This window comes from Ruegeria sp. BG9, from assembly GCF_056538305.1.
On the sequence record NZ_JBQFSY010000001.1, the window covers coordinates 13491 to 28394 of the forward strand.

A 14904-nucleotide genomic window follows, 5' to 3' on the forward strand; every position below is an offset into this window, starting at 1 on the left:
CTGCCGTCCATACGGTGCCGAGATGGGGCCGATGAGACAATTCGAGGAAGTCTGGGAGGAAAACAGATGAAATTCCTAACAACAGCAGCCACAGCGCTGGCTTTGACGGTAACGGCGACGGCGGGCATGGCTGCGTGTGACGATGGTGAGATCGTCGTAAAGTTCGCGCATGTGACGAACACAGACAAGCACCCCAAAGGTATCGCTGCCTCGCTGCTGGAACAGCGCGTCAATGACGAGATGCAGGGCGTTATGTGCATGGAGGTCTATCCGAACTCGACGCTCTACAATGATGACAAGGTTCTTGAGGCGATGCTTCAGGGCGACGTCCAGCTGGCCGCACCCTCGCTGTCCAAGTTCGAAAAGTTCACCAAGCAGTTCCGCCTCTTCGACCTGCCGTTCATGTTCAAGAACATTGACGCAGTAGATGCCTTCCAGGCCTCGGATGCCGGTCAGGCAATGAAGGACAGCATGCAACGCCGCGGTCTGCAAGGGCTGGCGTTCTGGCACAATGGCATGAAGCAGATGTCGGCGAACAAACCGCTGGAAACGCCTGCCGATGCAGATGGTTTGAAATTCCGCGTGCAGTCCTCGGACGTGCTGGTCGCGCAGATGGAAGCCATCGGTGGCAGCCCGCAGAAAATGGCGTTCTCTGAAGTCTATGGCGCGCTGCAACAGGGCGTTGTCGACGGGCAGGAGAACACCTGGTCCAACATCTACGGCAAGAAGTTCTTTGAGGTGCAGGACGGCATCACCGAGACCAACCATGGCATCATCGACTATCTGGTCGTGACCTCGGTGGACTGGCTGGACAGCCTCGACCCCGAAGTGCGTGACCAATTCCTGACCATTCTGGCTGAGGTCACCGAGACCCGTAACAAAGAAGCCTTTGCCGTGAACGAAGCCGCCAAGGCCTCGATCACCGAAGCGGGTGGCATCATTCGTCAGCTGACGCCCGAACAGCGTCAGGCCTGGGTCGACACAATGAAACCGGTTTGGGACCAGTTCGCGGATGACGTCGGTCAGGACAAGATCGACGCCGCTCAGGCCATTAACGCTGGGTTCTGATCCCGGTTCAGGCCGCGCGCTGGGGACTGGGGAGTAATCTGCGCGCAGGCCGGGCGGGCCAAACAAAGGCCCGCCCCAACACTCTCATCATCATAAAAAATGTGGGGACAGATAGATGTCTGGTGCGAAATCCGGCCCGACTGGGCTGGTCGACCATATCGAAGAAACCCTGATCGCGGTGTTGCTTGGCCTGATGACGGCCGTGACCTTTGCCAACGTGATCGCGCGGTTCTTCTTCAACTCGAATATCCTGTGGGCGCTTGAGCTTACGGTCTTCCTGTTTGGATGGCTGGTGCTTTTGGGGGCGTCCTACGCCGTCAAGAAACACGCCCATCTGGGCGTTGATGCCATCCTGAACATGCTGGCCCCTGCGCCGCGTCGAATTCTAGCGCTGATCTCGGTAGCCTGTTGTCTGGCGTTTTCGCTGCTGTTGCTGAAGGGGTCATATGACTATTGGGCTGTCTTCGCGGATCTGCCGCCAACCTCGGGACGCTGGTTTCCCACGGGTCTGAACTTCGACGCGCGCAGTCAGAGCTTTTACGAGGTTGACGATATCCCGATGATCGCGCCTTTCCGCTTTCTCGAGGACTTGATCAACTACGGCGAATATTACGAAAAGCTGCCCAAAGTTGTTCCTTACTTCATCCTACCGCTGTCGTTGTTGCTGCTGGTGATCCGCTTTGCGCAGGTCGCTGTGCAGATCTGGCGGGGTGAGGCGGACCGTCTGGTCGCCAGTCACGAGGTTGAGGACGAGATCGAAGAGGTTCGTGCGCAGCAAGGAGAGCATGACTAATGGACGTTGTACTTCTATTTTCCATGGTCATCGGCCTGCTACTGATCGGGGTTCCGATTGCGGTGGCACTTGGCCTCAGCTCGACCCTGTTCCTGCTGATCTATTCCGACAGCTCTCTGGCTTCGGTTGCGGGCACATTGTTCGAGGCGTTCGAGGGGCATTTTACCCTGCTGGCAATCCCGTTCTTCATCCTCGCGTCGTCCTTCATGACGACCGGAGGTGTCGCGAGGCGGATCATCCGTTTCTCGATTGCCTGTGTGGGACACCTTCCGGGAGGTCTGGCGATTGCGGGCGTCTTCGCTTGTATGTTGTTCGCAGCGCTTTCAGGGTCGTCCCCTGCGACTGTTGTGGCCATCGGCTCAATTGTCATCGCAGGGATGCGTCAAGTGGGCTACTCAAAGGAATTCGCCGCTGGTGTGATCTGTAACGCCGGTACGCTGGGTATCCTGATCCCGCCTTCGATTGTGATGGTTGTCTATGCGGCCGCCGTTGAGGTCTCGGTCGGGCGTATGTTCCTTGCGGGGGTCATCCCTGGCCTGATGGCTGGTTTGATGTTGATGATCACCATTTACGTCATGGCCAAGGTCAAGAACCTGCCCAAGGGCGATTGGAAGGGCTGGGGTGAGATCTTTGTCTCCGCCCGTGAAGCCGGTTGGGGCCTGTTCCTGATCGTGATCATCCTCGGTGGAATCTATGGGGGCATCTTCACCCCGACGGAGGCTGCTGCAGTGGCGGCTGTCTATGCCTTCTTTATCGCGAGCTTTGTCTACAAGGATATGGGGCCGCTCAGCACCGAGGAAGGCACGCAGAACCTGTCGCTGCTGAAAAAGCCCTATGCGTTGCTCACGGCTTTCTTCCACCCTGATACCAAGCACACGCTGTTCGAGGCCGGCAAGCTGACCGTCACGCTGTTGTTCGTGATCGCCAACGCGCTGATCCTCAAGCACGTGCTGACGGATGAACAAGTGCCGCAACATATCGCCAGCGCCATGCTGTCCGCAGGGCTGGGTCCGGTGACCTTCCTGATCGTGGTGAACGTGATTTTGCTGATCGGCGGTCAGTTCATGGAGCCTTCGGGCCTGCTGGTGATCGTGGCGCCTCTGGTGTTCCCAATTGCGATTGAGTTGGGCATCGATCCGATCCATCTGGGCATCATCATGGTCGTCAACATGGAGATCGGGATGATCACACCTCCGGTCGGGCTGAACCTGTTCGTGACCTCGGGCGTAGCCGGGATGCCGATGATGGGCGTTGTGAAGGCCGCGCTGCCGTTCCTGGCTGTGCTGTTCGTCTTCCTGATCATGGTGACATACATCCCGTGGATATCGACCTTCCTGCCCAACACCTTCATGGGGCCAGAAATCATAACCAACTAAGGTTGGTTAACGAGTGCGAACCGGGCGAGTTTTCTCGCCCGGTTTTTTTCATGCCTTGAAGTTGGGTCGCGAATGCTTAGCTAGAGCGTCAGAGGACGACCTCCCCACGAAGGGTGCTCATTCGGGACGACCCGAATATCCGAAAGGGGTCCTCAATGTCCTGGATTTTTCTTTTACTTGCCGGCCTGCTGGAAATTGTCTGGGCCGTTGCCATGAAGCAATCGGCCGGTTTCACGCGGCTGTGGCCCACGGCTGTGATGGGCGTGTCGATGATCGGGTCCTTCGCGTTGCTGGCGCTTGCGATGCGAACCCTGCCTCTGGGGACGGCTTATGTGATCTGGACAGGTATTGGCGCAGTGGGTGCATTTCTGGTTGGCATCATGTTTCTGGGTGAAGCCGTGACCGCCACGCGTATCTGCGCAGCGGTTCTCATTGTCGCGGGCCTAATCACGATGAAACTGGCCTGAGGGCCCTCAGGCGGTTTCCAGCGCTTCAACGATGCCCGAGAAATCGGCTGCTTTTAGGCTGGCCCCACCGACCAACGCGCCATCCACATTGGATACACCAAAAATTTCGGCCGCGTTGGACGGTTTGACCGAACCGCCATAGAGCAGACGCACCGAGCGCCCGACGCCCTCGCCGAAACGGCGCTCAAGCCGTGCGCGGATGAAGTCATGGACCTCTCCGATCTCGTCCAATGTCGGAACCTTGCCGGTGCCGATGGCCCAGATCGGCTCATAGGCGACAATCAGGTTCTCACCGGTGGAGCGGTCCGGGATCGACCCCGACATCTGACCTCCGATGATGTCCAGCGTGTTGGCGGCCTCGCGCTGCTCAAGGCTTTCGCCGACGCAGATGATCGCCTGGAGGCCAGCCTCCATCACGGCGTTGGCCTTGGCGCGCACATCTTCGTTCTGCTCGCCATGGTCCTCGCGCCGTTCGGAATGGCCCAGGATCACGGCCGCAGCTCCGGCGTCTTTCAGCATCTCGGCGCTGGTATCGCCGGTATGCGCGCCCAAGGGTGCGGAGTGGCAATCCTGTCCACCGACGGCAACGCCCGTGCCTTGGGTGCGTTCCGCGGCCCGGTGCAGCAGCGTGGCAGGCGGACAGATCAGCACATCGACGCTGGGCGAGGGGTGCTTCGCGGCGAGCGCGTCCAACTCGCTCAGCGCCGCGCTGGTTCCGTTCATTTTCCAGTTTCCAGCCGCCAGTTTGCGCCGCATCTCCGCGTCTCCCTTGTCGCTATCTTGAGGTTTTTCCATGCGATATCACCCTTGGTCCGGCCTTACAATTCCGGTTGCAGTTCCGGTACCGGAAAGGCAGGGTCCGCGCAGCGATTCCGAGGGCGCCATGATCGACAAACTCAACCTTGAAAAATTGGACAATCAGGACATTGATGAGCTTGCCAGATTGCTGCGGGCCGTCGGGCAGGTGGGGTTTCTGACCGTCGGCAACACCGGGCTTGGCGCTGAGCGGGTTCAGCACGTGATTGAGGCCTACCGCGCCTTTTTCTATTTGCCTGAGCAGGAGAAAAAGTCGGTTGATATGGCGTCAACTGGCTCGAACCGAGGTTGGGGCGCGCCGAAATCCGAACAGGTCGATCCAAACGCAAATCCCGATTTCAAGGAAGTGTTCGATTGCGGCTTTGAGCTGCCGCCCGAAAACCGATATCGCGCCGAAAATCTTAGCGTCTATGCGCCCAACCTTTGGCCTGCGAAGCCCGAGGGGTTCCGCGAGGCTGTGCAGTCCTATTACACCGACGCCTGCGATGTCGCGATGCGCGTTCTGCGCGCAATTGCGGTCGCTCTGGGGCGCGGCTCGGACAGTTTTGACGACGCTTTTGACACGCCCATGGCGTTGCTGCGCGGCAACTATTACCCGCAGCGCCCAGATTGGGCCGGAGAGAAGGATTTCGGAATAGGCGCGCATACCGACTATGGCTGCCTTACCCTTCTGGCAACAGATGGCACTGCGGGGCTTGAGGTGCGGATGCCCGATGGCAGCTGGGAAAAGGTCGAGGCCGAACCGGGCGTGTTCATCATCAATTTCGGCGAGATGCTGGAATTCTGGACCGCCGGTCGCGTCAAAGCGACCGAGCATCGTGTAGTTGGCGGCACGAATGAGAGGATCTCGGTCCCGCTGTTCTTCAACCCGTCCTACCACACGAATGTGGCGCCTCCGACGTCAGATCAGGTGATCACGGCCGGAGAGCACCTGACACGGCGCTACAACGAGACCTACGTGCACTTGAACGCCAGTTAGGATTGCTGGGCGAGGGTTTCGTCGAACTTGATGGATTCGCCGCAGCCGCAGGCGTCGACAACATTGGGGTTTTTGAACTTGAACCCGGATTCCAGCAGCGAAACCTCGTAGTCGATTTCGGTACCGAACAGGAACATCTGCGCCATCGGGGCAATCATTACGCGCGCGCCGTCTTGCTCCACAACTTCGTCATGGGGATCGGCTTCATCAACGTAGTCCATGGTATATTCCATGCCCGCGCAACCACCTTTTTTCACGCCGATGCGCAGACCAGCATGGCCGCCAGACTTCATCAGGCGGGTGATCTGCTCTGCCGCTTTGGGCGTCATGGTCACGGCTTGTTTGCCGGGGATGCCGAACATCTGAGTCTCCGTCGTCGCGCGATAGATGTAATTTAGGGTCGTCTTTCAGTAGGCTCAAGTCAGAGCGCCCTTAGAAAATGAAATTTGATACTGAAAGCACAGCCGTGTCAGTGTTGCTTTCGCATTGAGGATAGGCATAGCCTGTTTCTGGGTGATCGCAGCCACGCGCTTGAGATCAGAAATCTTTTTTGGGAGAATATAATAAAATGAATAGGTTAGAAGGTAAAGTGAAGGTGTGTTTAAGGACTTTTTTGGTTGGCGGGAGTCTTGTGGCCCTGTCGGTTCCAGCTACTGCCGATGAAACTCTGAAACGACATCCTATCAACTGCGCAACCGCCGAAGGCGATCTGCGCGCGATTGCGGCTGAGAAGAAACATGCTGAGGACAAGCAATTGGAAAGCGTTGCCGCTATCACTCCTGCAGGCGCATTGCTGGGTTTGGTGACGGGGACCGAGAACAAGCGATTGAAGATGCTGTCCGGTGACTACATCAAGCAGCTCGATGCGCGATCGGATGAAATCAAGGTCAAGTGTGGGGTAAGTTAGGGCTTAGAAAAGACCGCCCTCGGGCAAGGGCGGTCCAATTTCGGGGCCGGTACCATGGGGGGCGGTGTCTTCCAGTCAGGCCCATGTGCAAGTGCGTTTGGGAGTGCAAACACGTGCGCCGCATGTGTCCCGCAGTACTGTGACAGTAGCTCTACACTTTGGTAACAGACGGGTTAACCTTTTGTGACAAAGGCTTAGTTGGGTGCTGATGCTACATAAAGCCCAGTTCAAGCCGCGCTTCGTCTGACATCATCTCCATGCCCCAGGGCGGTTCCCAGGTCAGTTCAACGTCGACTTCCTTCACGCCAGCAACGGGTTCGATGGCTTCCATGATCCAGCCGGGCATATCTCCGGCAACGGGGCAGCCCGGTGCGGTCAGGGTCATGATCACCTTGACGGCGTTGTCGTCCTTGATGTCGATCGTATAGATCAGGCCCAGGTCGTAGATATTGACCGGAATTTCCGGGTCAAAGACCGTCCGGCACGCTTCGACCACCTGGTCATACAGGGGGTGTTCAATGCTCGATGGCGCAATCAAGGGTGTGCCTTCTAACTGTTCACTCGGGTGAGTCATCTTTGCCTCGGGTCAGTTGCCTGAGTGTTTATATAGGGAACAGGTCTGGCAGCGTCCAGTCGTGCAATGACTCTTGGGGGCTGCCTGTGCTTGCAGCGTTTTGGGTTAACCCGTGACACGAATACCCTGCCACGCTTTCAGCGTTCTCGGGACATTCGTGTCGCTTGATGTTTCAGGTAAACCCGAAACGCTTTAGTCGTTGATATCATGTTCAAACGTTTTCACCTGCCCATGCGGGTGCGCGAAGGTCTTGCGCAGGGCCAGCCACGCGACCAGCGACAAAACCGCGAAGATCAGCATCAGAACCGGCAGAGAGGGCGCAAGACCCGGGATCAGAAGCAGCAGGCCGGTGCCAGCCGCCCCGATGGCGAACCCGAGAAAGATGAACCCGGGCAGGACGATCTCCAGAATGCCGAGCGCCAAAGCGCCCGCCATCCAGATCCACCACGTCATCCAAAACGGGTCCGCCATCATTTGCCCCCTTTGAGCATCTTGAACGCATCGCCAAAGGCCTCGAGCGCATTGGCCGGCACGACAATCGTCTGCTTACCTGTACCATTGCCCAGAGCGTTCAGCGATTCCACCTGTTTCAGAGCGACCTGGTACTGCGCGGCCTCGATGCCGTTGTCCTGAATGGCCTTGGCAACAACGCCGGTTGCGTAGGCTTCGGCTTCGGCCTCAATGCGACGGGCCTTCGCACTTTGCTCGGCCGCGTAGAGTTCTGCGTCCGCCTGAAGCTCGACCGCACGTTTCTGACCTTCTGCCTCAGTGACCTGAGCGCGACGCGCGCGTTCGGCGTTCAACTGCTGCAGCATTGCATCGCGAGTGGCCTGATCCAGGTTCACGTCCAGAATCTCGGCCCGAGTCACTTCGATACCCCAGTCGTCGACAGCGGTTTCTACGCTGGCCTGAATTTGCGCAATCAACTGCGCGCGGTTCGACTGGACCTCATCCAGGTCCATTTTGCCGATTTCAGCCCGCACAATACCTGCGACCGTGGTCGCAATCGCACCGTCTACATCGCGGATACGGTAGACGGTCTTTTCCGGCTCAAGAATGCGGTAAAAGACCGAGGTGTCGATCTGCACCAGCACGTTATCCTTGGTAATCGCGTCCTGCGTTGCATTGGGCAGCTGACGCTCAAGAATGGATATCTTGTGACGCGCAACATCCAGAAACGGAACGATAAAGTTGATCCCCGGCCCAAGGACCGAGTGCAGGCGCCCGAACCGCTCCACCACATACTTCTCAGATTGGGGAACGATTTTGATACCTTTGAAAATGACGACCACCACCAGAATGGCGGCCAACAGGTAAATGATATTCGACGAAAGCAATCCGATGATCTGCTCTTCTGTCATAACTGTCCTCTTTTATTGTGTACTATAGTATACATTTGGGGATTGAGTCGCCCGATTTCAACTCTGGTATGGCGGGAACCGGGGTGGTTGCAAATCCAGAATACCCGAAATTTACGGCTGAACCTAAAGTCAGTGACCGCTTTGCATCTGTGAATGCTTGCGCTATCGGGTGAGGATGAAACTGATAATCGACACAGACCCCGGCATCGATGATGCAATGGCGATTGCCTACGCTGCGGCCGCACCCGAGATTGACCTGATCGGGCTGACCACCGTTTTCGGAAACACCCATGTCCATCAATCCAGCCGCAATGCGCGCTATCTGGTTGATAAACTTGGACTAGCTGTCCCTGTGGCGCAGGGTGCCCCCTTTGCTCATGGCGAGGACGACCATAGCCCATCCGAGCATGTGCATGGGCCGGAAGGCTTTGGTGATCTGACTGAAATCCCTGAGATCGGGCAGAACCACGACCTGAGCGCGTCCGCGTTTCTGGTCGATATGGCCCGCCAACATCCCGGAGAGCTTGTCGTGTGCGCGGTCGGCCCCTTGACCAATATCGCGGATGCCATGGCATTGGATCCCGAATTCGCCTCGAATCTTAAACGCCTGGTGATCATGGGCGGCGCAGTATATTGCTCCGGCAACATAACGAAACATGCCGAAGCGAATATCTACCACGATGCCAAAGCAGCCGATGCGGTGTTTTCGGCACCGCCAGAGACTGTTCTGGTCGGTTTGGATGTGACGCTGCAAACACTCTACAAGAGTGCTGATTTCGAGGATTTGGCCCTGAAATCGCCCGATATGGGGGCATTTCTGCGCGATATCTCTCGGTTCTATCTGAAGTTCTACAAAGAGATCGGAGGGTTGGAGGGCTGCGGCCTGCACGACTCGACCGCTGTCATCGCCTGTACCCATGATCATATGTTCGACTCCGTTCAGACGGGATTGAAGGTGGCAACCGAAGGCGAGGCAATTGGAGCCACAATCCCGGATGAGGGGCGGCCCCCGGTTTGGGTTTGCCGGGACGTTAACGGGGCAGGGGTCGTTGATCTGTTTACGGCTCGCGTGGCCTCTCTGCCCTGACGGGTTGCAAAGACCCGGCGGATCGGGCAAATCCTGCCCGGTTCCGCGATCCGAGATGATGACATGACCCAGCAGTTTTCCTTTGACCTCAAAGCAACCGACGGCAAAGCCCGCACAGGCGTGATCAACACGCCGCGCGGCGAGGTTCGCACGCCCGCCTTCATGCCGGTTGGCACCGCAGCGACGGTCAAGGCGATGATGCCCGAAAGCGTACGTGCGACCGGAGCCGATATCCTGCTGGGCAACACCTACCATTTGATGTTGCGCCCCACAGCTGAGCGGATCGACCGTTTGGGCGGGCTGCACAAGTTCATGAATTGGGAACGTCCTATCCTGACCGACTCAGGCGGGTTTCAGGTCATGTCTCTAGCAGGGTTGCGCAAGCTGACCGAAAAGGGCGTGACCTTCAAATCCCATATTGACGGTTCCAAGCATGAGCTGACGCCGGAACGGTCGATGGAAATTCAGCGCCTGCTGGGGTCGGACATCGTGATGTGTTTCGATGAATGCCCCTCGCTTCCTGCGGACCGGAAACGTATTGCCGAGTCGATGCAGCTGTCGACGCGTTGGGCGCAGCGTTCACGCGATGCGTTCGGGGATCGCCCGGGCCACGCGCTGTTTGGGATCATGCAAGGCGGGTTGGAACAGGACCTGCGCGAAGAAAGCGCCGAGGCACTGAAAGCGATCGGGTTCGAAGGCTACGCCATCGGCGGTCTAGCCGTTGGTGAGGGGCAAGAGGCGATGTTTGACTGCCTCGATTTTGCCCCCGATTTCCTGCCCACCGACAAGCCGCGTTACCTGATGGGTGTAGGGAAACCGGATGATATCGTAGGCGCTGTGGCGCGCGGTGTGGACATGATGGATTGCGTTTTGCCGTCCCGGTCCGGACGCACCGGTCAGGTGTTCACGCGTCACGGCGTGGTGAACATCAAGAACGCGCGCCATGCCGATGATCCACGCCCGCTGGATGAAGAGTGCACATGCCCGGCCTGTTCGAACTACTCGCGCGCCTATCTGCACCACGTGTTCCGTTCGAACGAGATGATCTCAGGCATGCTTTTGACCTGGCATAACCTGCATTACTTCCAGGAAATCATGCAGGGCATGCGCGACGCGATTGCGGCAGGAACGTTTGAGGCCTGGCAGGCCAATTTCCACGCGCAGCGCGCGCAGGGTGATATTGAGCCGATTTAGCAGGCACCGGCACAATTTCGGTGGATATCTTCCCGGCGCGCCTTGCGGTCCGCAGAACCTTTGGTCATGCTGCGAATTGAGACACGGTGGTGAGGTTGAAATAGGGCGGTAACAGCCCCACCTTAAACCATCCAAGACAGGAGACGGCCAGTGGTTGCCTCAAGCAGGGACCAGAGCCGTCTTGCCAACGATAAGGATAGAGCATGCAAGAGCCTCTGAATTCCTCATACCCCGTCCTGCCGCTGCGCGATATTGTGGTGTTCCCACACATGATCGTGCCGCTCTTCGTGGGCCGAGACAAATCGGTCCGCGCGTTGGAAGAGGTGATGCAGGATGATAAGCAAATTCTGTTGTCCAGCCAGATCGACCCGAGTGTCGATGATCCGGACGTGGATGGTATCTATCAGGCCGGTGTTCTGGCCAATGTCCTGCAACTGCTGAAGTTGCCCGATGGTACCGTAAAGGTGCTGGTCGAAGGGCAGGCGCGTGTGCAGATCACGGAATTTCTTGAAAACGATCAGTTTTTCGAGGCCCGTGCCGAGTATCTGACCGAAATCCCCGGCGACGTCACCACGACCGAAGCGCTGCTGCGCACCGTCGCGGACGAGTTTGAGCGCTATGCCAAGGTTCGCAAGAACATTCCCGAAGAAGCCTTGGCTGCCGTGGGTGAGACCACCGAGCCCGCCAAACTGGCCGACCTCGTGTCGGGTCACTTGGGCATTGAGGTCGAGCAAAAGCAGGAACTGCTTGAGACGCTCTCAGTCAGTGAGCGGCTTGAGAAGGTCTACGGCCTGATGCAGGGCGAAATGTCGGTTTTGCAGGTCGAGAAAAAGATCAAGACTCGCGTCAAATCCCAGATGGAGAAGACCCAGCGCGAGTATTATCTGAATGAGCAGATGAAGGCCATTCAGAAAGAGCTTGGCGATGGTGAGGACGGCTCGAACGAAGTTGCCGAGTTGGAAGAGAAGATCAACGAGACCAAGCTGTCGAAAGAGGCGCGCGAAAAGGCCGAAGGCGAGCTGAAGAAGCTGCGCAACATGAGCCCGATGTCGGCTGAAGCCACCGTCGTGCGCAACTATCTGGACTGGATCCTGTCGCTGCCGTGGGGTACCAAATCCCGCGTCAAAAAGGATCTGGGCCGCGCGCAGGACATTCTGGATGCCGATCACTACGGGCTTGAGAAGGTCAAAGAGCGGATCGTTGAATATCTGGCGGTTCAGCAGCGTTCGAAAAAGCTGAAAGGCCCGATCCTGTGCCTTGTAGGCCCTCCGGGTGTGGGTAAAACCTCGCTGGGTAAGTCCGTTGCCAAAGCCACGGGGCGCGAGTTCATTCGTATCTCGCTGGGTGGTGTGCGCGACGAATCCGAGATCAGGGGTCACCGCCGGACTTACATTGGCTCGATGCCCGGTAAGATCATTCAGGCGCTGAAAAAGGCGAAAACCACGAACCCGCTGATCTTGCTCGATGAGATCGACAAGATGGGGCAGGATTTCCGTGGTGACCCGGCCTCGGCAATGTTGGAAGTATTGGACCCAGAGCAGAACAGCACGTTCATGGATCACTATCTTGAGGTCGAATATGACCTGTCCAACGTGATGTTCCTGACCACGTCGAACAGCTACAACATGCCTGGCCCTCTGCTGGACCGGATGGAGATCATCCCGCTGGCCGGTTACACCGAAGAGGAAAAATCCGAGATCGCCAAGCAGCACCTGATCAGCAAACAGGTCAAGAACCATGGCCTAAAAGCCAAGGAATTTGAACTGACCGATGAGGCGCTGCAGTCGATCATCCGCACCTATACCCGTGAGGCGGGCGTGCGGAACCTCGAACGGGAAATCGCAAAAGTGGCGCGGAAGTCGCTGACCAAGATCATCAAGAAAGAGGCTGACTCGGTTACCGTGACGCCTGAGAATCTGGATGATTTCCTCGGCGTGCCCAAGTTCCGCTATGGTCTGGCCGAACAGGACGACCAGGTTGGTGTTGTCACCGGACTGGCGTGGACGTCGGTTGGTGGAGACCTGCTACATATCGAGGCGCTGAAACTGCCCGGCAAGGGGCGGATGAAGACCACCGGTAAGCTGGGCGACGTGATGAAGGAATCCATCGACGCGGCCTCGTCCTATGTGCGGTCGATTTCGCCTCAGATCGGGGTGAAGCCGCCGCAATTCGACAAGATCGATATCCACGTGCACGTGCCGGATGGCGCAACGCCCAAGGATGGCCCGTCGGCTGGTTTGGCGATGGTGACTTCGATTGTGTCCGTGCTGACCGGCATTCCGGTGCGGAAGGACATCGCTATGACCGGCGAAGTCTCGCTGCGCGGGAATGCGATGCCGATTGGTGGTTTGAAGGAAAAACTGCTGGCTGCTCTGCGCGGTGGCATCAAAACGGTTCTGATCCCGGAAGAAAACGAAAAGGACCTGGCCGACATTCCGGACAACGTGAAGGAAGGGTTGGAGATCATCCCGGTCAAACACGTCTCGGAAGTGCTGAGACAGGCACTGGTAGAAGAGCCTGAGCCCATCGAATGGGACGAAGCCGCAGAAGAGGCTGCGGCTGCGGCTGCGAAAGCGGCTGAAAGCTCTGGGCCGTCTGCTACGGCACACTAAGACACACCGAAAAAGGCGGGGCTGGTCCCCGCCTTTTTCTATAGCCCGATAACGGGTTGTTTCGGGTCCAAAATTTCCTCTTCTTCGATGTATTTCTGAAACTTTTCGTCTGCTAAGGACGACCGGACAGCGATCATGAAGATTGCCGTCGAGAACAGAATGCAGACCAGAATATCCCAGCCGAACGGGATGAGCTTCAGAGCACCTTCTCCGAACTGGCCGAATAGTGAGATTACACCGATGCCGGCGAAATAGGGCATCAGCCAACGCGCTTCGACTGCATCCATTTCATCCAGGCGATTGCGAAAGCGGATTAGCAACAAGATCATGCCGATGATCAGCGCGATGCCTAAACGCCATACAGTGTCCCATCCGCTCCAATAAACGATCAGTGTGGCGATGGCGAAGGCCAGTACGCCCACGAAGCGCACTGCGGGAATTCGGATCGAGCGTGGGTGATCTGGCATCAGCTTTCTGAGGCATACGACAGCGATCGGTCCGACCGCGAAGGACAAAACTATGGCCGCGCCGTTCAATGCGATGACCGTGGTAAACGGGACTGTAAGCAGGAACAAAACTCCAATCCCGAAATTCAATGCAAGCGCCCAAAGGGGTACTCCGAACGAGGACAACTGCATGATGCTTTGAGGAAGAAAACCGTTCTTTGACAGGGCCATGGCGATCCGAGCATTCGAACCCGTTGCAACAAGCCCATTGCCGAACGGTCCGATGACAGAGCCGACATTCAATACGCTTAGGAACCAGACAAGGCCGACAGACATAATCACGGCATCCAAAGGCCCTTCACCGCCGAAGCTGAGACTGGACCAGCCTTGTGCAAGGGAAGTTGGATCAAGGGCGCCGATGAATGCGATCTGTAGAGCTAGATAGATGGCCGCACACATCACGATTGAAAGGACCAGCGCGGCTGGGATGGCGAATTTCGGGTTGCGGACCTCGCCCGCCATATCGACGATGTGGCGAAATCCGATGAATGAAAAGATCACGCCTCCGGTTGATACTGCAGCCATGATGCCTTGCAGACCGTATGGGGCGAACCCGTCGGGTTGTTTGAAGTTCTGAAACTCAAACCTGCTTGCGATCAAGAGTGCTGAGAGAATGACCGGGATCGCTATTTTCGCCCAAGTTAGTGTGGCGTTGACACGCGTGAAGAATTTCACGCCCAAGGCGTTGACGACAACGAATAGCAGCATGAAGGACAGTGCAACCAGCACACCTGCGCTCGTCAGATCTCCGCTCTCGGAAGTGTGCAACCACGGCGCGTAGGGGGCTAAGTACTTCAACATCGCCTCAACCTCGATGGGCGCAGTGGTGTTGTAGCCGATCCAAGCTGTCCAACCCATTGCCATCGCGACGATGTTGCCATGCGAGAATTGGGGAACCCGAGCGATGCCGCCCGGGATAGGCAGCATGGCCGAGATTTCAGCGAAGGTGATGGCCAGAACAAACATGGCCACCGCGCCGATGATCCAGGACAGAACCGCAGCTGGTCCTGCGTGTTGCACAGCCAAGAGCGGGCCGAACAACCATCCAGAGCCTATAATGCCGCCAACGGAAATGAAGGTCAGACCCAGTAGGCCAATGTCACGCTTCAATTTGGCCATCCGCGTCAACCCTTTACACTGCGTATATCAAGGATACGCAGGCGG

The 14904-nt window shown here is 57.4% G+C and carries 15 protein-coding genes; 9 read left to right on the forward strand and 6 right to left on the reverse strand.

What is annotated here, in order from left to right:
- Positions 1-66 precede the first annotated feature (66 nt).
- The 4 genes from ACR0I8_RS00075 to ACR0I8_RS00090 all read left to right on the forward strand — a co-directional run bounded on the left by ACR0I8_RS00075 (position 67) and on the right by ACR0I8_RS00090 (position 3704).
- Complete coding sequence (locus ACR0I8_RS00075; protein WP_170641417.1) at positions 67-1068, forward strand: DctP family TRAP transporter solute-binding subunit; 1002 nt, start codon at positions 67-69, stop codon at positions 1066-1068.
- Between the two features lie 115 nt (positions 1069-1183).
- Positions 1184-1861, forward strand: a complete 678-nt coding sequence (locus tag ACR0I8_RS00080; protein ID WP_170688583.1) for a TRAP transporter small permease — start codon at positions 1184-1186, stop codon at positions 1859-1861.
- Entirely contained in the window at positions 1861-3237 is a 1377-nt protein-coding gene (locus ACR0I8_RS00085; RefSeq protein ID WP_170549035.1) for a TRAP transporter large permease, read from the forward strand. The genes ACR0I8_RS00080 and ACR0I8_RS00085 overlap by 1 nt, the downstream gene beginning before the upstream one ends.
- A gap of 155 nt (positions 3238-3392) precedes the next feature.
- The gene (locus ACR0I8_RS00090; RefSeq protein ID WP_170373583.1) at positions 3393-3704 is read left to right on the forward strand and encodes a DMT family transporter; all 312 of its coding nucleotides are present in this window, start codon (positions 3393-3395) and stop codon (positions 3702-3704) included.
- A 6-nt stretch (positions 3705-3710) separates the two neighbouring features.
- Here the strand turns inward: ACR0I8_RS00090 and tpiA are convergent, their stop codons facing one another.
- A complete protein-coding gene (gene tpiA / locus ACR0I8_RS00095) occupies positions 3711-4460 on the reverse strand; it encodes a triose-phosphate isomerase (RefSeq protein ID WP_419740153.1) in 750 nt (249 codons plus the stop codon).
- A gap of 127 nt (positions 4461-4587) precedes the next feature.
- On the opposite strand from tpiA, the gene ACR0I8_RS00100 reads away from it, so the two are divergent.
- The gene (locus ACR0I8_RS00100; RefSeq protein ID WP_170688584.1) at positions 4588-5499 is read left to right on the forward strand and encodes an isopenicillin N synthase family oxygenase; all 912 of its coding nucleotides are present in this window, start codon (positions 4588-4590) and stop codon (positions 5497-5499) included.
- Here the strand turns inward: ACR0I8_RS00100 and ACR0I8_RS00105 are convergent.
- Positions 5496-5861, reverse strand: coding sequence for a HesB/IscA family protein (locus ACR0I8_RS00105; RefSeq protein WP_170467154.1), 366 nt, complete (start codon positions 5859-5861; stop codon positions 5496-5498). The genes ACR0I8_RS00100 and ACR0I8_RS00105 overlap by 4 nt on opposite strands.
- A gap of 206 nt (positions 5862-6067) precedes the next feature.
- Between ACR0I8_RS00105 and ACR0I8_RS00110 the strand changes: the two genes are divergently transcribed.
- A complete protein-coding gene (locus tag ACR0I8_RS00110; RefSeq protein WP_480702604.1) occupies positions 6068-6406 on the forward strand; it encodes a hypothetical protein in 339 nt (112 codons plus the stop codon).
- Between the two features lie 211 nt (positions 6407-6617).
- On the opposite strand, the gene ACR0I8_RS00115 is transcribed toward ACR0I8_RS00110, so the two are convergent.
- The 3 genes from ACR0I8_RS00115 to ACR0I8_RS00125 all read right to left on the reverse strand — a co-directional run bounded on the left by ACR0I8_RS00115 (position 6618) and on the right by ACR0I8_RS00125 (position 8341).
- On the reverse strand, positions 6618-6980 hold the full coding sequence (locus tag ACR0I8_RS00115; RefSeq protein ID WP_170458085.1) for an SUF system Fe-S cluster assembly protein: 363 nt from the start codon (positions 6978-6980) through the stop codon (positions 6618-6620).
- A gap of 192 nt (positions 6981-7172) precedes the next feature.
- The gene (locus ACR0I8_RS00120) at positions 7173-7451 is read right to left on the reverse strand and encodes an NfeD family protein (protein ID WP_170458086.1); all 279 of its coding nucleotides are present in this window, start codon (positions 7449-7451) and stop codon (positions 7173-7175) included.
- Complete coding sequence (locus ACR0I8_RS00125) at positions 7451-8341, reverse strand: SPFH domain-containing protein (protein WP_170688585.1); 891 nt, start codon at positions 8339-8341, stop codon at positions 7451-7453. Before ACR0I8_RS00125 ends, ACR0I8_RS00120 begins: the two co-directional genes overlap by 1 nt.
- Before the next feature lie 175 nt (positions 8342-8516).
- Here ACR0I8_RS00125 and ACR0I8_RS00130 point away from each other — a divergent pair, with 175 nt between their 5' ends.
- The 3 genes from ACR0I8_RS00130 to lon all read left to right on the forward strand — a co-directional run bounded on the left by ACR0I8_RS00130 (position 8517) and on the right by lon (position 13234).
- Positions 8517-9428: a nucleoside hydrolase gene (locus ACR0I8_RS00130; RefSeq protein WP_170688586.1), complete on the forward strand. Its 912-nt coding sequence runs from the start codon at positions 8517-8519 to the stop codon at positions 9426-9428.
- Positions 9429-9491: 63 nt separating this feature from the next.
- Positions 9492-10622, forward strand: coding sequence for a tRNA guanosine(34) transglycosylase Tgt (gene tgt, locus ACR0I8_RS00135; RefSeq protein ID WP_170688587.1), 1131 nt, complete (start codon positions 9492-9494; stop codon positions 10620-10622).
- Positions 10623-10825: 203 nt separating this feature from the next.
- Positions 10826-13234, forward strand: coding sequence for an endopeptidase La (lon, locus tag ACR0I8_RS00140; protein ID WP_170688588.1), 2409 nt, complete (start codon positions 10826-10828; stop codon positions 13232-13234).
- 38 nt (positions 13235-13272) lie between these two features.
- Here lon and ACR0I8_RS00145 read toward each other — a convergent pair whose 3' ends face one another.
- Complete coding sequence (locus tag ACR0I8_RS00145; RefSeq protein WP_170688589.1) at positions 13273-14859, reverse strand: APC family permease; 1587 nt, start codon at positions 14857-14859, stop codon at positions 13273-13275.
- Positions 14860-14904: the final 45 nt, after the last annotated feature.